At 53.8% G+C, this 15,485-nt stretch carries 15 protein-coding genes; 6 read left to right on the plus strand and 9 right to left on the minus strand.

From position 1 onward, the window contains the following. The first annotated feature begins 62 nt into the window (after positions 1 to 62). The 3 genes from secM (at position 63) to mutT (ending at position 3,790) form a co-directional block, all read left to right on the plus strand. Positions 63 to 566, plus strand: coding sequence for a secA translation cis-regulator SecM (gene secM / locus ACI2I2_RS15570; RefSeq protein WP_404658705.1), 504 nt, complete (start codon positions 63 to 65; stop codon positions 564 to 566). Positions 567 to 628: 62 nt separating this feature from the next. Beyond that, positions 629 to 3,334: a preprotein translocase subunit SecA gene (gene secA, locus ACI2I2_RS15575; protein ID WP_404658706.1), complete on the plus strand. Its 2,706-nt coding sequence runs from the start codon at positions 629 to 631 to the stop codon at positions 3,332 to 3,334. A 63-nt stretch (positions 3,335 to 3,397) separates the two neighbouring features. Next, positions 3,398 to 3,790 carry an 8-oxo-dGTP diphosphatase MutT gene (gene mutT, locus ACI2I2_RS15580; RefSeq protein ID WP_330982344.1) on the plus strand — a complete coding sequence of 131 codons (393 nt, stop codon included), beginning with the start codon at positions 3,398 to 3,400 and terminating at the stop codon, positions 3,788 to 3,790. Here mutT and yacG read toward each other — a convergent pair. The 3 genes from yacG to coaE are packed head-to-tail and all read right to left on the minus strand — an operon-like array spanning position 3,787 to position 5,354. Beyond that, positions 3,787 to 3,981 (minus strand): DNA gyrase inhibitor YacG, encoded by a 195-nt coding sequence (yacG, locus tag ACI2I2_RS15585; protein WP_404658707.1) that lies wholly within the window; start codon positions 3,979 to 3,981, stop codon positions 3,787 to 3,789. The genes mutT and yacG overlap by 4 nt on opposite strands. 9 nt (positions 3,982 to 3,990) lie before the next feature. Then, on the minus strand, positions 3,991 to 4,734 hold the full coding sequence (gene zapD, locus ACI2I2_RS15590; RefSeq protein ID WP_404658708.1) for a cell division protein ZapD: 744 nt from the start codon (positions 4,732 to 4,734) through the stop codon (positions 3,991 to 3,993). Next, positions 4,734 to 5,354 (minus strand): dephospho-CoA kinase, encoded by a 621-nt coding sequence (gene coaE / locus ACI2I2_RS15595; RefSeq protein ID WP_404658709.1) that lies wholly within the window; start codon positions 5,352 to 5,354, stop codon positions 4,734 to 4,736. The genes zapD and coaE overlap by 1 nt, the downstream gene beginning before the upstream one ends. A gap of 228 nt (positions 5,355 to 5,582) precedes the next feature. Between coaE and ACI2I2_RS15600 the strand changes: the two genes are divergently transcribed. Next, complete coding sequence (locus ACI2I2_RS15600; RefSeq protein ID WP_404658710.1) at positions 5,583 to 6,626, plus strand: GMP reductase; 1,044 nt, start codon at positions 5,583 to 5,585, stop codon at positions 6,624 to 6,626. A gap of 36 nt (positions 6,627 to 6,662) precedes the next feature. On the opposite strand, the gene hofC is transcribed toward ACI2I2_RS15600, so the two are convergent. From hofC to nadC, 4 genes are all read right to left on the minus strand, one after another. Next, complete coding sequence (gene hofC / locus ACI2I2_RS15605) at positions 6,663 to 7,865, minus strand: protein transport protein HofC (protein ID WP_404658711.1); 1,203 nt, start codon at positions 7,863 to 7,865, stop codon at positions 6,663 to 6,665. After that, complete coding sequence (gspE, locus tag ACI2I2_RS15610) at positions 7,855 to 9,240, minus strand: type II secretion system protein GspE (RefSeq protein WP_404658712.1); 1,386 nt, start codon at positions 9,238 to 9,240, stop codon at positions 7,855 to 7,857. Before gspE ends, hofC begins: the two co-directional genes overlap by 11 nt. 10 nt (positions 9,241 to 9,250) lie before the next feature. Continuing rightward, the gene (gene ppdD / locus ACI2I2_RS15615) at positions 9,251 to 9,688 is read right to left on the minus strand and encodes a prepilin peptidase-dependent pilin (protein ID WP_404658713.1); all 438 of its coding nucleotides are present in this window, start codon (positions 9,686 to 9,688) and stop codon (positions 9,251 to 9,253) included. Positions 9,689 to 9,848: 160 nt separating this feature from the next. Next, positions 9,849 to 10,742: a carboxylating nicotinate-nucleotide diphosphorylase gene (gene nadC, locus ACI2I2_RS15620; protein ID WP_404658714.1), complete on the minus strand. Its 894-nt coding sequence runs from the start codon at positions 10,740 to 10,742 to the stop codon at positions 9,849 to 9,851. Positions 10,743 to 10,829: 87 nt separating this feature from the next. Here nadC and ampD point away from each other — a divergent pair, with 87 nt between their 5' ends. Further along, positions 10,830 to 11,393 (plus strand): 1,6-anhydro-N-acetylmuramyl-L-alanine amidase AmpD, encoded by a 564-nt coding sequence (gene ampD, locus ACI2I2_RS15625; RefSeq protein WP_404658715.1) that lies wholly within the window; start codon positions 10,830 to 10,832, stop codon positions 11,391 to 11,393. Then, positions 11,390 to 12,244: a beta-lactamase regulator AmpE gene (gene ampE / locus ACI2I2_RS15630; protein ID WP_404658716.1), complete on the plus strand. Its 855-nt coding sequence runs from the start codon at positions 11,390 to 11,392 to the stop codon at positions 12,242 to 12,244. The genes ampD and ampE overlap by 4 nt, the downstream gene beginning before the upstream one ends. Before the next feature lie 93 nt (positions 12,245 to 12,337). Here the strand turns inward: ampE and ACI2I2_RS15635 are convergent, their stop codons facing one another. Then, positions 12,338 to 13,885, minus strand: coding sequence for a family 43 glycosylhydrolase (locus tag ACI2I2_RS15635; RefSeq protein WP_404658717.1), 1,548 nt, complete (start codon positions 13,883 to 13,885; stop codon positions 12,338 to 12,340). Next, positions 13,878 to 15,335 carry a glycoside-pentoside-hexuronide (GPH):cation symporter gene (locus ACI2I2_RS15640; RefSeq protein ID WP_404658718.1) on the minus strand — a complete coding sequence of 486 codons (1,458 nt, stop codon included), beginning with the start codon at positions 15,333 to 15,335 and terminating at the stop codon, positions 13,878 to 13,880. The genes ACI2I2_RS15635 and ACI2I2_RS15640 overlap by 8 nt, the downstream gene beginning before the upstream one ends. Positions 15,336 to 15,485 lie beyond the last annotated feature (150 nt).

Raw genomic sequence — 15,485 nt, forward strand, 5'->3', positions numbered from 1 at the left:
GTGGTACTATCTCAGCGCTTAAAAATTTTGACTGACGAGTAATAACGCAAGGTGGCAAGGTAGTGAGCGGAATACTGACGCGCTGGCGACAGTTTGGCAGACGATATTTCTGGCCGCATCTCCTGTTGGGGATGGTCGCGGCAGGATTCGGCTTGCCTGCGATTGCCAGTGGAACAGAAACTGTTCCGCCGACCAAAACCGCCAGCAGCCAGACCGCGACAACGAAAGTTAATTTCACCCATCTGGCGATGCTGGAAGGGAATCGCCGTCCGGCGTTTAGTGTCGATTACTGGCATCAACATGCTATCCGCACGGTTATTCGTCATCTCTCCTTCGCCATGGCGCCACAGGCTCTGCCAGTGGCTGAAACCAGCGAACCCCTGGAAGTGCATCATCTGGCACTGCTGGATACCCTGAATGCACTGCTGATGCGCGAAAGCCAGCCGCCTGCGATTGTCCGCTCGGTGGCTTACCGCACAGAACCTGAACCTCACACTGCTTTTTCTATCAATACCTGGGTCAGCCAGGTGCACGGCATTCGCGCCGGGCCTCACTCTCTTAGCTGAATAAAAACAACCTATTACTTAATGCTAAGACTCCGCTGAGCGGGGCGATTGAGATTTTAATTATGCTTATCAAATTATTAACGAAAGTTTTCGGTAGCCGTAACGACCGTACGCTGCGTCGTATGCGTAAAGCTGTCACCCAGATCAATGCCATGGAACCGGAGATGGAAAAACTCTCCGATGACCAACTGAAAGCCAAAACTCAGGAGTTTCGTGCTCGTCTGGAAAAAGGCGATACCGTTGAAAGCCTGATCCCGGAAGCGTTCGCCGTGGTCCGTGAAGCGAGTAAGCGTGTCTTCGGTATGCGTCACTTCGACGTACAGCTGCTCGGCGGCATGGTGCTGAATGACCGTTGCATCGCGGAAATGCGTACCGGTGAAGGTAAAACCCTGACGGCAACACTGCCTGCTTATGTTAACGCCCTGTCTGGTAAAGGCGTTCACGTGGTTACCGTCAACGACTATCTGGCCCAGCGTGATGCCGAAAACAACCGTCCGCTGTTCGAATTCCTTGGCATGAGTGTTGCGGTAAACATGTCGGGTATGCCTGCTCCAGCGAAGCGCGAAGCTTACGGAGCGGACATCACCTACGGCACCAACAACGAATATGGCTTTGACTACCTGCGCGACAACATGGCGTTCAGCCCTGAAGAACGCGTTCAGCGTAAACTTCACTACGCACTGGTCGATGAAGTGGACTCCATCCTCATCGATGAAGCCCGTACCCCGCTGATCATCTCCGGCCCGGCTGAAGACAGCTCCGAGATGTACAAGCAGGTCAACAAAATCATTCCAAACCTGATCCGTCAGGAAAAAGAAGACTCCGATACTTTCCAGGGCGAAGGTCACTTCTCCGTGGACGAAAAAGCCCGTCAGGTGAATATCACCGAACGTGGTCTGGTTTTGGTCGAAGAGCTGCTGGTGAGTGAAGGCATCATGGTAGAGGGCGAATCACTGTACTCGCCAGCGAACATCATGCTGATGCACCACGTAACCGCTGCGCTGCGCGCCCATGTGCTGTTTACTCGTGACGTCGACTACATCGTTAAAGACGGCGAAGTCATTATCGTCGATGAGCACACCGGTCGTACCATGCAAGGTCGTCGCTGGTCTGATGGCCTGCACCAGGCAGTTGAAGCCAAAGAAGGCGTGGACATCCAGAACGAAAACCAGACTCTGGCCTCCATCACCTTCCAGAACTACTTCCGTCTGTATGAAAAACTGGCCGGGATGACCGGTACCGCAGATACTGAAGCGTTTGAATTCAGCTCCATCTATAAGCTGGACACTGTGGTTGTGCCAACGAACCGTCCGATGATCCGTAAGGACATGCCGGATCTGGTCTACATGACCGAAGCGGAAAAAATTCAGGCCATCATCGAAGATATCAAAGAGCGTACCGCTAAGGGCCAGCCCGTGCTGGTGGGTACCATCTCTATCGAGAAATCTGAAGTTGTTTCCCACGAGCTGACCAAAGCGGGCATCAAGCACAACGTGCTGAACGCCAAATTCCACGCCAGCGAAGCGGATATCGTTGCTCAGGCGGGTTATCCGTCCACCGTAACCATCGCCACCAATATGGCGGGTCGTGGTACGGATATTATGCTGGGTGGTAGCTGGCAGGCTGAAGTGGCTCAGCTTGAAGAGCCAACAGAAGAACAAATCGCAAAAATCAAAGCAGACTGGCAGGTTCGCCACGACGCAGTTCTGGCGGCAGGCGGTCTGCATATTGTCGGTACCGAGCGTCACGAATCTCGTCGTATCGATAACCAGCTGCGTGGCCGTTCTGGTCGTCAGGGTGATGCCGGTTCTTCCCGCTTCTACCTGTCGATGGAAGATGCCCTGATGCGTATCTTTGCCTCTGACCGTGTGTCCGGCATGATGCGTAAACTGGGGATGAAGCCAGGCGAAGCTATCGAGCACCCATGGGTGACCAAAGCGATTGCCAACGCGCAGCGTAAAGTGGAAAGCCGCAACTTCGATATTCGTAAGCAACTGCTGGAATACGATGATGTTGCTAATGACCAGCGTCGTGCTATCTACACCCAGCGTAACGAACTGCTGGACGTGTCTGATGTGAGCGAAACCATCAATAGCATTCGTGAAGACGTGTTCAAAGCAACCATCGATGCGCACATTCCGCCACAGTCTCTGGAAGAAATGTGGGATGTCGAAGGCCTGCAGGAACGTCTGAAAAACGATTTCGATCTCGACCTGCCAATCAAAGAGTGGCTGGACAAAGAGCCGGAGCTGCATGAAGAAACGCTGCGTGAGCGTATTCTGCAAAGCGGCGTAGAAGTGTATCAGCGTAAAGAAGAAGTGGTTGGCGTCGAAATGATGCGTCACTTCGAAAAAGGCGTGATGCTGCAGACCCTGGATTCCCTGTGGAAAGAGCACCTGGCGGCAATGGACTACCTGCGTCAGGGTATTCACCTGCGTGGCTATGCGCAGAAAGATCCGAAGCAGGAGTACAAACGTGAGTCGTTCGCGATGTTTGCGGCGATGCTGGAATCACTGAAGTATGAAGTGATCAGCACCCTGTGCAAAGTTCAGGTCCGCATGCCGGAAGAAGTGGAAGCGATGGAAGAGCAGCGTCGTCAGGAAGCTGAGCGTCTGGCACAGATGCAGCAACTCAGTCATGCTGATGACGACACCGCTGCAGCACAATCGCTGGCCGCTGAAACTGGCGAGCGCAAAGTGGGTCGTAACGATCCGTGCCCTTGCGGTTCCGGTAAAAAATACAAGCAGTGCCACGGCCGTATTGCCTGATAACTGCTGGCAATAAAACACAAAGGGCGCTGATAACAGCGCCTTTTTTATGGAGTGAAGACAATGAAAATCCTGCAAATCTCTACCGGTATTCTTCGCAACGCAGCCGGCGAAATCTTTATTACTCAGCGCGCCCCTGATGCGCATATGGCTAATATGTGGGAATTCCCCGGCGGGAAAATTGAAGAGGGTGAGTCGCCAGAAATCGCACTGGCACGTGAACTGTTTGAAGAAGTCGGTGTGTTGCCAGAATCCGCGATGCTGTTCGACAAACTTGAATACCAGTTCCCCGACAGACACATCACGCTGTGGTTCTGGCTGGTTGATAGCTGGCAGGGCGAACCGTGGGGGAAAGAAGGGCAGCCAGGGCGCTGGGTCGCGCAGAAAGATCTGTTGGCAGAAGAGTTTCCTCCTGCCAACGAGCCGGTTATCGCGAAGCTTCTCGCAGAGGCTTAAGGCTGCTCTTCGCTCCAGTCATCACTTTCTGACAGATCGCCAGAGCTTGGGATCCGCTTCTCTTCGGCGGCCCATTCGCCTAAATCGATCAGCTGACAGCGTTTACAGCAGAAGGGGCGAAAGGGACTTTCTTCGCCCCAGACAACGGTTTTGCCACAGGTTGGGCAGTTGACGGTGGTGACATCGCTCATCATTATTCCTTAGCAGCAGGCCAGTTCGAAATCCAGACGTTCTGGCACAAGGCCATTTTCACTGTCCAGCGGCATAAAACGAATCGCAAAACGGCTCTTATGACCTGAAATTTGCGGATAGAGTTGATCGTCCAGTGCCAGTTGCAGGCGCAGCAAATCAGCATCTTCGCCGTTGTCCTGGAAGAAGCCGTTCAGGCTGGTTTGCTTGCGGAAAGGTGAGGAGTTACGCACTAAATCGAGGATCAGGTTAAGCGCTTGATTCAGCGGCTCAAGGCTTTCCAGCCAGTAAGTGACCTGTGCATCACGCTGTGATTGCGATGAGTGCAGCCAGGTATGCAGTGTGGGAAGGTCGAAGCTACAGCAGCCACCGGGAATGCTCAGACGCTGGCGCACCAGAGCGATAAGCCGGTCTTCTCGCAGAAGCTGACCTATACGTGGGGCGGACATCAGAATGGAACTGCTTTGTTTCAACTGCAACCGCAGCGCTTCAATACGATCGATATCAACGCCCGGCACTTCATCCCATTGCTTCAGTTTGCGTTGCTGACGCTCAAGCTCTTTAAGCAGCTCAGTGCGAACCTCTCCACGTTCGAACACATCCAGCAAATCCCCGACGTTGCGAAAAAAATGCAATGCGCTGGCATGATCTCTGACCGGCAAATTGCAGTTCAGTTGCTGCACGAGAAATTCAATTCGCAGCCAGGTGCGCATTTTCTCGTTCAGGGGATGTTCAAAAAGGACGTGGGTGTGCATTACAATTTTTCCTGTGAATCGGCCTGCCGTGCCAGTTTCAGATAGCTGGCGTGCAGGCGGGCAACATCCAATGCGAGTGCATCTGGTGCGCCGTTGTTATCAATGACGTCGTCCGCTACGGCAAGACGCGCTTCGCGCGTTGCCTGAGCGGCAAGGATCTGTTTTGCATGCTCTTCAGAGACGGAGTCTCTTTGCATGGTACGCTGGAGCTGTGTTTGAGGAGATACATCAACCACCAGCACTCGGTCTGCTTTTTCCCAGAGCTTATTCTCCACCAACAGCGGAACGACCCACAGCACGTAAGGCGATGTCGCTTGCTGCATTTGGCGCTGCGTTTCTTGTTGAATCAACGGGTGAAGCAGGGCGTTCAACCAGGATTTTTCCGTGTCGTTAGCGAAAATACGCTCCCGCAACAGACGCCGATTCAGGCTGCCGTCGGTAAGGCGCATCCCGGAACCAAAGCGATCAACAATAGCCTGTAATGCGGGAGTGCCAGGTTCGACCACTTGTCGGGCAATCACATCGGCATCAATAACGTTAACACCCAGGTCGGCAAAAGCGTTTGCGACGGTGGTTTTCCCGCTGCCAATGCCTCCTGTTAACGCGACTGTATACCTCATGTTACTGCTTCCTGTGAAGAATAATGACTGCATATCAATGGGTTATTTCTGACGCTTTTCGCCACGCTGATGAGACATGTTAACGCCGCTGTTCACCAGGTAAATTTGTACGATTGTAGCGTAAAAAAAGTGAAAATCGCAGTCTTGCGCAGGGTTCATTAGTGCGTATGATAACGTCACTGGAGTTGTGCTTAGTCCCTTTTTGCCTCGAACCCCAGGAATCCGCACATGCGTATTGAAGAAGATTTGAAGTTAGGTTTTAAAGACGTTCTCATCCGCCCTAAACGCTCTACCCTCAAAAGCCGTTCCGACGTTGAACTGGAACGCGAATACACCTTCAAGCACTCAGGAAAGACCTGGTCTGGCGTACCGATCATCGCCGCCAATATGGACACCGTGGGCACCTTTGCCATGGCCAAAGCGCTTGCAGCCTTCGGCATCCTGACCGCTGTCCACAAGCATTACTCCGTTGAAGAGTGGAGTGCATTTGCTCAGAGCGTTTCTGCCGATGTACTCAAGCATGTGATGGTGTCTACCGGTACCTCTGATGCGGATTTCGAGAAAACTAAGCAGATCCTGAATCTGAATCCAGCCCTCAATTTTATCTGCATTGATGTGGCAAACGGCTACTCAGAACATTTCGTTCAATTTGTCACAAAAGCACGTGAAGCCTGGGCCGATAAGACTATCTGTGCCGGTAACGTGGTAACCGGTGAAATGTGCGAAGAACTGATTCTGGCTGGTGCGGATATCGTTAAAGTCGGTATCGGTCCGGGCTCCGTCTGCACCACTCGCGTGAAAACCGGCGTGGGCTATCCACAGCTTTCTGCGGTGATCGAATGTGCCGATGCGGCGCACGGTCTTGGCGGCCAAATCGTCAGCGATGGCGGTTGCACCATGCCGGGTGATGTGGCGAAAGCCTTCGGTGGTGGCGCAGATTTCGTGATGCTCGGCGGTATGCTGGCGGGCCACGAAGAGAGCGGCGGTACCGTGGTAGAAGAGAACGGCGAAAAATTCATGCTGTTCTACGGCATGAGCTCTGAGTCCGCGATGAACCGTCACGTTGGTGGCGTTGCACAGTATCGTGCTGCGGAAGGCAAAACCGTGAAGCTGACGCTGCGTGGTCCGGTGGAAAACACCGCTCGCGATATCCTCGGCGGTCTGCGTTCTGCCTGTACTTATGTTGGTGCATCTCGCCTGAAAGAGCTGACCAAACGTACGACCTTTATTCGCGTACAGGAACAAGAGAACCGCGTGTTCAACAGCCTGTAATGTGAACAATGGCTGGTGCAGTTTTTGCGCCAGCCGTTATCCCGCCCCGCCGATTGCATCCCCCAAATGAAAAATAGGCAGATACATCGCCACGACCAGCGTGCCGATAATGATGCCTGTCACCAGTAGCATCACTGGCTCTAACAACGTTGCCAGATTCTCTGCCTGCTGATTGGTTTGCTGGCTGTGATAGTTCGCCAGATTTTCCAGCATCTTATCCAACGACCCCGACACTTCACCGGTTCTCACCAGCTGTTTGCATAGCGGCGTAAAAATGGGGCTTTTCGCCATGGCTTGCCAGATGGCGCTACCTTGTGCCACAGAATCACTGGTCTGGCGAATGACATTGCGCCACCAGGGGCAGCTAAGGGTTTTCTCTACACTTGCCAGCCCCTGTAAAAAAGGAATGCCCGCATTCTGTGTGAGCGCCAAAACCGTGTAGATCTGGCTCAGCATTTGCCCACGAATCAGGCCGGAAAATACCGGCAGTTTCAGCAGTAGACGAGGGCGAAGCATTTGCCAGCGAGGGCTGCGTTTAAGCAATGGACGCAGTAAAAGAGGCAAGAAGGCCATCGCAACAATAAGCGGTAAGCCTCGTTGTACAGCTGAGGACATTGCCATCACCATCTCAGTCAACAAGGGCAAAGGCGTGTTGAAGGTTCGGTAAATGGCGGCAAATTCCGGCAGAACAAAACCGCTCATCCCGATAACGACCACCACGGCCAACAGCAAAATAATCAGCGGGTAGCGCAGGGCTTTTTTCACTTTTTGGCTCAACGCGTGTTGCCTCTGCTGCTGGCGCGCCAGATGAAAACAGCAGTAATCCAGTTTTCCGGTCATCTCTCCCGCATGGATCATTGCCGGATATAGCGGGGCAAAGGCCTCGGGCCATCGCTGTAACGCTACGGAGAGAGATTCCCCCTGAGCCAGACTACGAGCCAGATCTTGCAGCAATGCCTGCCATTGTGGGCTGGGATGTTGCTCTGCCAGTAGAGATAACCCTTCTGAAAGTGTCAGCCCGGCTTGCAGCAGTGTGGCGAGTTGCTGCACGAATTCGCTGCAGTATTGCGCCTGCCAGTGAGACTTTTTTACCGCGCTGCGTTTTAACGTCAGGGGATAAACCCCCTCTTGCTGAACTTGCTGCAGGGCCGTCATTTTCGTGTCCGCCCACACACAGCCCTGTGTTGTGACGCCCAGCGGTGTCACCCCTCGCCATTGCCACAACTGCTTACCCGGCATGCGGCAAGCCTATGACTCTTAGCAACTCTTCCACACTCGTCTGGCCTTGTCGGACACTCTCATAGCCATGCTCGAACAGCGTCATCATTCCCGTATCACGAGCGATCTTTTCGATTTCCTCCGGGCTTGCTCCGCTGATAATCGCCTGTTTCAGCGGCGGTGTGATAAGCAACACTTCGAACAACGCCAGCCGTCCGTGATAGCCGTGGTAACAGCGATTACAGCCAGGGGCATTCCAGTGCGGCAGCGGTGTGCGACAGAGAGCAGTTGGCAAAATCGATGAATAGCCTTCCTGTTTGCGGCAATGCGGACAAAGGCGGCGTACCAGGCGTTGAGCAATGACCACCTGAAGGGCGGAGGAAATCATCCAGCGTGCTACGCCCATTTGCTGGAGTCGAATCAGTGTTTCAGTCGTCGAATTGGTATGCAGCGTCGAGAGCACCAGGTGCCCGGTTTGCGCCGCTTTTATTGCAATCTCCGCCGTTTCAGCATCTCGAATCTCACCAACCATCACGATGTCAGGGTCCTGGCGCAGCAGCGCACGAAGGACATTCTGAAACGTCAGGCCAGCCCGGCTGTTAATCTGTGTCTGATTAATCCCCTGAAGCGGGATTTCTACCGGGTCCTCCACGCTACAAATGTTGATCTCCGGGTGATTACGTAATTGCAATGCGCTGTAAAGCGTCACCGTTTTTCCGCTGCCGGTCGGCCCGGTGACCAGAATTAAGCCTTGGGGTTGTTTAAGAGAAAGCTGAAATGCCGCAAGCTGTGCAGCACTCATGCCCAATGCTTTGACATCCAGCGCCTGTTTCACCTGATGCAAAAGGCGAAGGACGACTTTTTCGCCACCCCGGCAGGGAAGCGTAGCGATACGAAATGAGACGTTATTTCCGCCGATATCCACGCTAAATTGCCCGTCCTGCGGTAAGCGGCGTTCGGCAATATCCAGGCTGCCCAGAACTTTGAGTCTGGCAATAAGCGGTGCACTGAGCGTCGGTGAAAAATTTGGCAGCGCATGAAGGACGCCGTCCACCCGTAAACGCACTCGCAGGTGTTCTCCGTCAGGTTCGAAATGGATATCCGATGCCCGTTGTTGCAGCGCCTGCTGGAAGGTCTGGTTCAGCAACTCCACCACGTTGCCGTTATCATCGCGAGCAGCGGGTAAATGCGTTTCCTGCGAGATGTGCAGATACTGGTCCATTTGGGGCTGATCCCAACACTCAATATCAATCCGCTTTTGTGTCGAAAAGCGCAATGAATCCATGAGTTCAGTTGGCGGATCGCCCACGATGGCGATATTGAGCACTTGCTCACTGCTGCGGAGGACAACGGCGTGATAACGCTGGCAGAGAGTCGATATCTGTTCATGCTTCATCTTTTCGCCCTCAGTTACCGTCAAACCTGAAGACGTCTTCACAGGCCTGCTTTAATGCACTGTCGCTGGCAAGCGTGCAGGTGCGTTGCCATCCGGTAATGCCATTGGCCGTGTCCCAGTTTGGTTTTAACGTCACGCTTAACCCGTTGAGGCTTTCCTGCCCTGTCAGGGTTACCGTGCCTTGCGCCACGTCCATTCCGGAGACATATCGGCTGGTTGCGGGCGCGGGAATGCCATTTGTGCCGCCGTCGCAGGACGTTATGCCGCCATGATCCAGGGCACAGAGCTCAATGGCCGTTCGGTATGGCATAAAGGTTTGCAGCATGTCCGTAAGGGCCGCTTTGCGCAGGTAGTTCTGGTAAGCCGGAATGCCGATAGCGCTCAGAATGGCAATGATGCCGATGACCACCATCAGCTCAATCAGGGTAAATCCTTGTTCTCTGTTCATCACTGGCTCCTTGGTTAGCGGGAGCACTTTGGCAGCAGAGAAACAGCATGACGAAGGGTTTTGATTGAAAGCAGAAGGGCGCTTCCAGAGTGTTTTATCGGCTTGCGATGCGTTGCGAAATTTTGCGAAGGGGATCGTAATCCCCTTCAGGTTTGAGGTGTTACTTAAAGCGCATGGAGAGGTCGAGGGCACGCACGTGTTTGGTCAGCGCGCCGACCGAAATGTAGTCCACACCGGTTTCTGCAAATTCGCGAATAGTGTCGAACGTGACGTTGCCGGACACTTCGAGGCGAGCCTGACCGTCGGTGATTTTTACCGCTTCACGCATCTGCCCGGTGTTGAAGTTATCGAGCATGATGATGTCAGCCCCGGCCTTCAGCGCTTCCTGCAGCTCTTCCAGGGTTTCGACTTCGACTTCAACCGGCACGTCCGGGTGGAGCCAGAAGGCTTTTTCAACCGCCTGGCGTACGGAGCCGGAAGCGATGATGTGGTTTTCTTTAATCAGAAACGCATCGGATAAACCCAGACGATGATTCGCGCCGCCGCCGCACAGAACTGCATATTTTAGGGCAGTTCTGAGGCCTGGCAGAGTTTTGCGGGTATCAAGCAGTTGGGTGTTTGTGCCTTCGAGCAGTTCAACATAGCGACGAACTTCACTGGCAACACCGGAAAGCGTTTGAATAAAATTGAGTGCCGTCCGTTCGCCGGTCAGCAATACACGGGAAGGGCCTTTCAGTTCAAACAACGGCTGGTTGATGCTCAGCACATCGCCATCTTCCACATGCCAGGTGAGGCTGACATCGTCACCGGCGAGCTGAATAAACACTTCTTCTACCCAGCGCTTTCCGCAGAATACGCCTGCTTCACGGGTGATCACCACCGCGTGAGACTGCGTATCTTCGGGCAGCAATTGTGCCGTGATGTCGTTTGCGGCGCTGACTTCACCGCCCAGGTCTTCACGCAGCGCATGCGCCACTGCAGCAGGAATATCAAGGTTAATACGTTCCAGCAGCGCGTCACGACGATGCTCAGGATTGTAGTGGCGAGGCGGCATGATAAAACTCCAAATGGTAAGGAATCATAAGTTATAAACATGCTACTCTGAACCGGATTTCAGCACCATACATTAAGGAGAGCCCGCATGCAGTTACACGGTGGGTGGCTGGATAATGCCCGACGCGTGCCGTCGCCGCATCATGATTGCCGCCCGGATGATGAAGCCCCCACGTTGCTGGTGGTGCACAATATCAGCCTGCCGCCCGGAGAATTCGGCGGTCCCTGGATTGATGCACTATTCACAGGAACAATCGATCCTGATGCTCATCCCTTTTTTGCCGAGATTGCCCACCTGCGGGTTTCTGCACACTGCCTGATTCGCCGGGATGGCGAAATCGTCCAGTACGTTCCTTTCGATAAACGCGCCTGGCATGCTGGGGTGTCGTCGTATCAGGGGCGTGAAAAATGTAATGATTTTTCGATTGGCATTGAGCTGGAAGGCACCGATACTTTAGCCTATACCGACCAACAATATCAGCAGCTTGCGGCCCTGACCCGCGTGCTTGTCTCGGCTTATCCGGCCATTGCCCGCCACATGACCGGACACAGTGATATTGCTCCAGTGCGCAAAACAGACCCCGGCCCGGCATTCGACTGGCCACGTTTTCGCGCACTGGTGAGCCAACCGTCAGATAAGGAGATGACATGACGCTGTTTACCACGCTACTGGTGCTGATTGCCGAGCGTTTGTTTAAACTCGGTGAACACTGGCAGCTTGATCACCGGCTGGAAGTGCTGTTCCGTCGGGTTAAACGCTACTCTTTTTCCGTCACGCTGCTGATGACGATTATCGCGATGGCGATTGTCTGGCTGTTGACCCGCGCGTTACACGGCCTGCTATTTAATGTGCCGCTGCTGGTGGTGTGGATCTTGCTTGGCCTGCTGTGTATTGGTGCGGGTAAAGTGCGGCTGCATTATCACGCCTATCTGAAAGCTGCGTCGCGCGATGATGCCCATGCTCACGATGCCATGGCGAGCGAGCTGACGCTGATTCATGGTGTGCCGCCAGGCTGCGATGAACGTGAATATCTGCGCGAGTTGCAAAACGCGCTGCTGTGGATCAACTTCCGTTATTATCTGGCGCCGTTGTTCTGGTTTGTCGTCGGCGGCCCTTTAGGCCCGGTCACGTTGATGGGTTATGCATTTTTGCGCGCCTGGCAGAGCTTCCTTGCACGCTATCAAACCCCACGCGATCGCCAGCAATCGGGTGTAGATGCCATTCTCCATGTGCTGGACTGGGTTCCGGTGCGCCTTGTCGGCGTGGTGTATGCGTTGATTGGCCATGGTGAAAAAGCGCTGCCGGCGTGGTTTGCTTCCCTTGGCGACCGCCACAGTTCGCAATACCAGGTTCTGACACAGCTGGCGCAGTTCTCGCTAGCGCGTGAGCCGCACGTTGATAAAGTGGCGACACCAAAAGCGGCGGTCTCGATGGCGAAGAAAGCGTCATACCTGACGGTAGTGATTATGGCGCTGCTGACGATTTACGGGACGCTGGTGTAGCCAGCGCTGCCGGATGGCGCTGACGCTTATCCGGCCTACACCATTTATCGGGTTTGGTAGGCCGGGCAAACAACGTGCCGCCCGGCATTCAGCTCAGCTCTCAACCGTAAACTGGGTGTAAACTCCTGCACCTGCCCACTTCGAAGGCTGGTCCGCCGCAGCAAACAGCCCCAGTTTTGCGCCGACCCATTTGCCTTTTCCTGCCGCGAAGCAAGGTGTGACTGGCTGCCAGTCGCAGCCGTTTTCACCATACTGAAAAGTACATAATCCGCCTGCTTTTACCTCGACTCTAAGCCAAAGCGGGCAGTTTAACGGCCAGACGGCAATGTCATGCTGCTGCTGATGCAGCACACCGGTATCGCTCATCCACGCGGCGATCAGCTCGATTTTACCTTGCCCCTCGTGCTGTGAAAGCGCCAGCGCCGCATAGCGTTCGCCATAAATGATTAAGCCGCTCATTTCTCCCGGATGGTGAAAATCTGCTTGCAGACAGGTGGTCGCGCTGAACTTTCGCGCCGGGAATTTTTGTAATAGCAGATTGGGCTGGAGGTAGAGCGCCTGTTCGCCGTTATATTCGGGCACTGGCTGACAGCTTAGCCGCAGGGCATTGGTGGCTGGCTCCAGCCAGTTCGGCTGCGGCTGAGCCTGCCACTGCCATTGTTTTCCGGGGTGCCCGCTGGCGAAGTCATCGCTGGTTTGCGGCTGACGAAAACCTTGTGGCTGTTGGGCCACCGATGGCATCAGGTGTTCACTCACCGGTTGGCCTGGCTCGTCGGGAGAGCGCTGTTCACCGATAAGCGGCCAGCCATCGGCCTGCCAGCTCATGGGCTGCAGGTGGACAAGGCGTCCGTAGAGATCGGCATCCTGAAAATGCATGAACCAACACTCTGCATTTGCCAGTTCGACAAACCCACCTTGATGAGGACCGTTAACTCGGGTTTCTCCTTGCTGGAGCACCACCCGTGTCTCCCATGGCCCTTGTAGCGCACGGGCACGCAAGACCGTCTGCCAGCCGGTTTCGACGCCGCCAGCCGGAGCAAAGATGTAATACCAGCCGTGCTTTTTGTAGAGTTTTGGCCCTTCGAGGGTCGGATTATCCAGCGTGCCGTCATAAATAATCAGCCCTTCGTCCAGTAACGAGCGACCATCTGGTGACATCTCCAGGAGCTGTAACTGATGTTTTCTGCCACTGCGGCTATGGGCAAAAGCATGAACCAGCCACGCGCGCCCATCGTCATCCCACAGCGGACAAGGATCTATCCACCCTTTGGCCTGTTTGACACAATGCGGTGCGCTCCAGCTGCCGCGAGGATCGCTGGCGCAGGACATAAAAATGCCTTCATCAGGGGTGCTGAAAAAGACCCAAAACTTACCGTCATGATAGCGAATAGAGGGGGCCCAGACGCCCTTGCCCGGCTGCACACTGTCGTAGACCGGAAGATTAAAGGTGGAAAATACGTGGTTGATAAGGCTCCAGTTGACTAAATCCTTTGAGTGCAGGACGGGCAGGGCAGGAAAATGGTTAAAACTGGAAGCCACCAGATAAAAATCATCCCCTACGCGGACGATATCTGGATCAGAATAATCAGCATGGATTACGGGGTTTTGATAATAACCGGGGCGTGCCGCGTGATTAGCCATGATGATTTCCTCCGACCGCGGGCAACGGTTGATTGGGTTTTTTAACCAGCAAAGGGGATTCTTGTTCCGTATTGTTGCTTTCTGCCTGCTGCCGCTGTGCCAATTCTCGCTGGATTTTGCCCATCATGGTGTCGTCGAGCGTATAAAAACGGCTCAGCCAGTAAAGAATAAAATAGGAGAGAGAAGGACCGAGGGTTAATAAGCCGATAATTCCATGGGTGGCGAGCGCCGTTTGCGCCGGGACGCCTGCTTGATACCCGAACCAGCCGAGAGAAAACCCAACAAAAGCACCGGCTACCGCCATGCCCATTTTTAAGGCAAATAAGTTGCCGGAAAAAGAGAGGCCGGTTATCCGGCGGCCAAATTTCCACTCCCCGTAGTCGGCTGCGTTGGCCATCATATTCCATTTAAAAGGCTGGTACATTTGATGGAAAAAGCCCACCAGAAAATAGAGCGGAAAGACCACCGCCAGCCAGGTGGGAGGCACAAAAAACATCACCACCCCGATAACCACTAACAGTAAGTTAATATTTTTAAACAGGGAGACCGCGCGATAACGCTGCGCTAAATAGCCAGCGGCGAGACTACCGATAATGGTGCCCACGACGCTGGTGGACACAAAAGCTGATTTCATGGCTGTCCCTGCGGCGCTTTCTATTCCACCCAACATCAGATAAGTCGCGTAGTAGAGCGTGGCGGCGCTGCGCATTACGCCAGCCATGCTGGAAAAGAAGGTGATGACAGCCACGATGCGCCACTGATCGTTCGCCAGCAAAATGCGCAGATCGCCGATCATACTGTGATGGGTTTCGCTGGCAGGACGCACTCGTTCGGAAGTGCTGAAAAAACAGAAAAAAAGCATCACGACAGCCAGGGTGCCCATGATCGCCATGGTGGCCTGAAAGCCGAACTGTTTATTTTCTTTGCCAAGCCAGTCGACCAAAAATAAGGTGGCAACCGACACGACCAATCCGGCCAGCGAGGAAATCGTAAAGCGATAGGATTGGGCGGATAAGCGATCTTTTTCATCCGTGGTGATCACGCCGCCAAGCGCGCAGTAGGGAATATTGATAAAGGTGTAGCACAGCATTAATAAGGTGTAGGTAATGTAGGCATACAGCAATTTACCGGATGCGCCAAATTCCGGCGTTGTGAAGGTGAATACCGCCAGTACCGCATAAGGAACGGCGAACCAGATTAACCATGGACGAAAATGGCCCCACCGGGTGCGGACCCGGTCGGCTAGCAGCCCGGTTAACGGATCGGTAATCGCATCGAGTACGCGGGTGACCAGAAACATGGTCCCAACCGCTGCCGCCGACAGCCCATAAATATCGGTATAAAAATAGGTTAAAAACATCGTTACTGAGGAATAGACAATGCCGCAGGCAGCATCGCCCATGCCAAAGCCAATTTTTTCGGCAATGGACAATCTCTTTGCTGTGCTCATTTTATCTCCAGCCTTTGAGTGTGGTGTTTTTTTACTCTATGGACCGGGGGGTTATTGCGCCATTGTGATATTTGGTCCGATCGTTATGTTTTTTATCAACTGAGGAAGTTGTCACATAACAGGGCTAAATTGGTCTGACAGACTTCAGGA

This window comes from Scandinavium sp. NPDC088450 (assembly GCF_044900545.1).
Lineage (GTDB): Bacteria > Pseudomonadota > Gammaproteobacteria > Enterobacterales > Enterobacteriaceae > Scandinavium.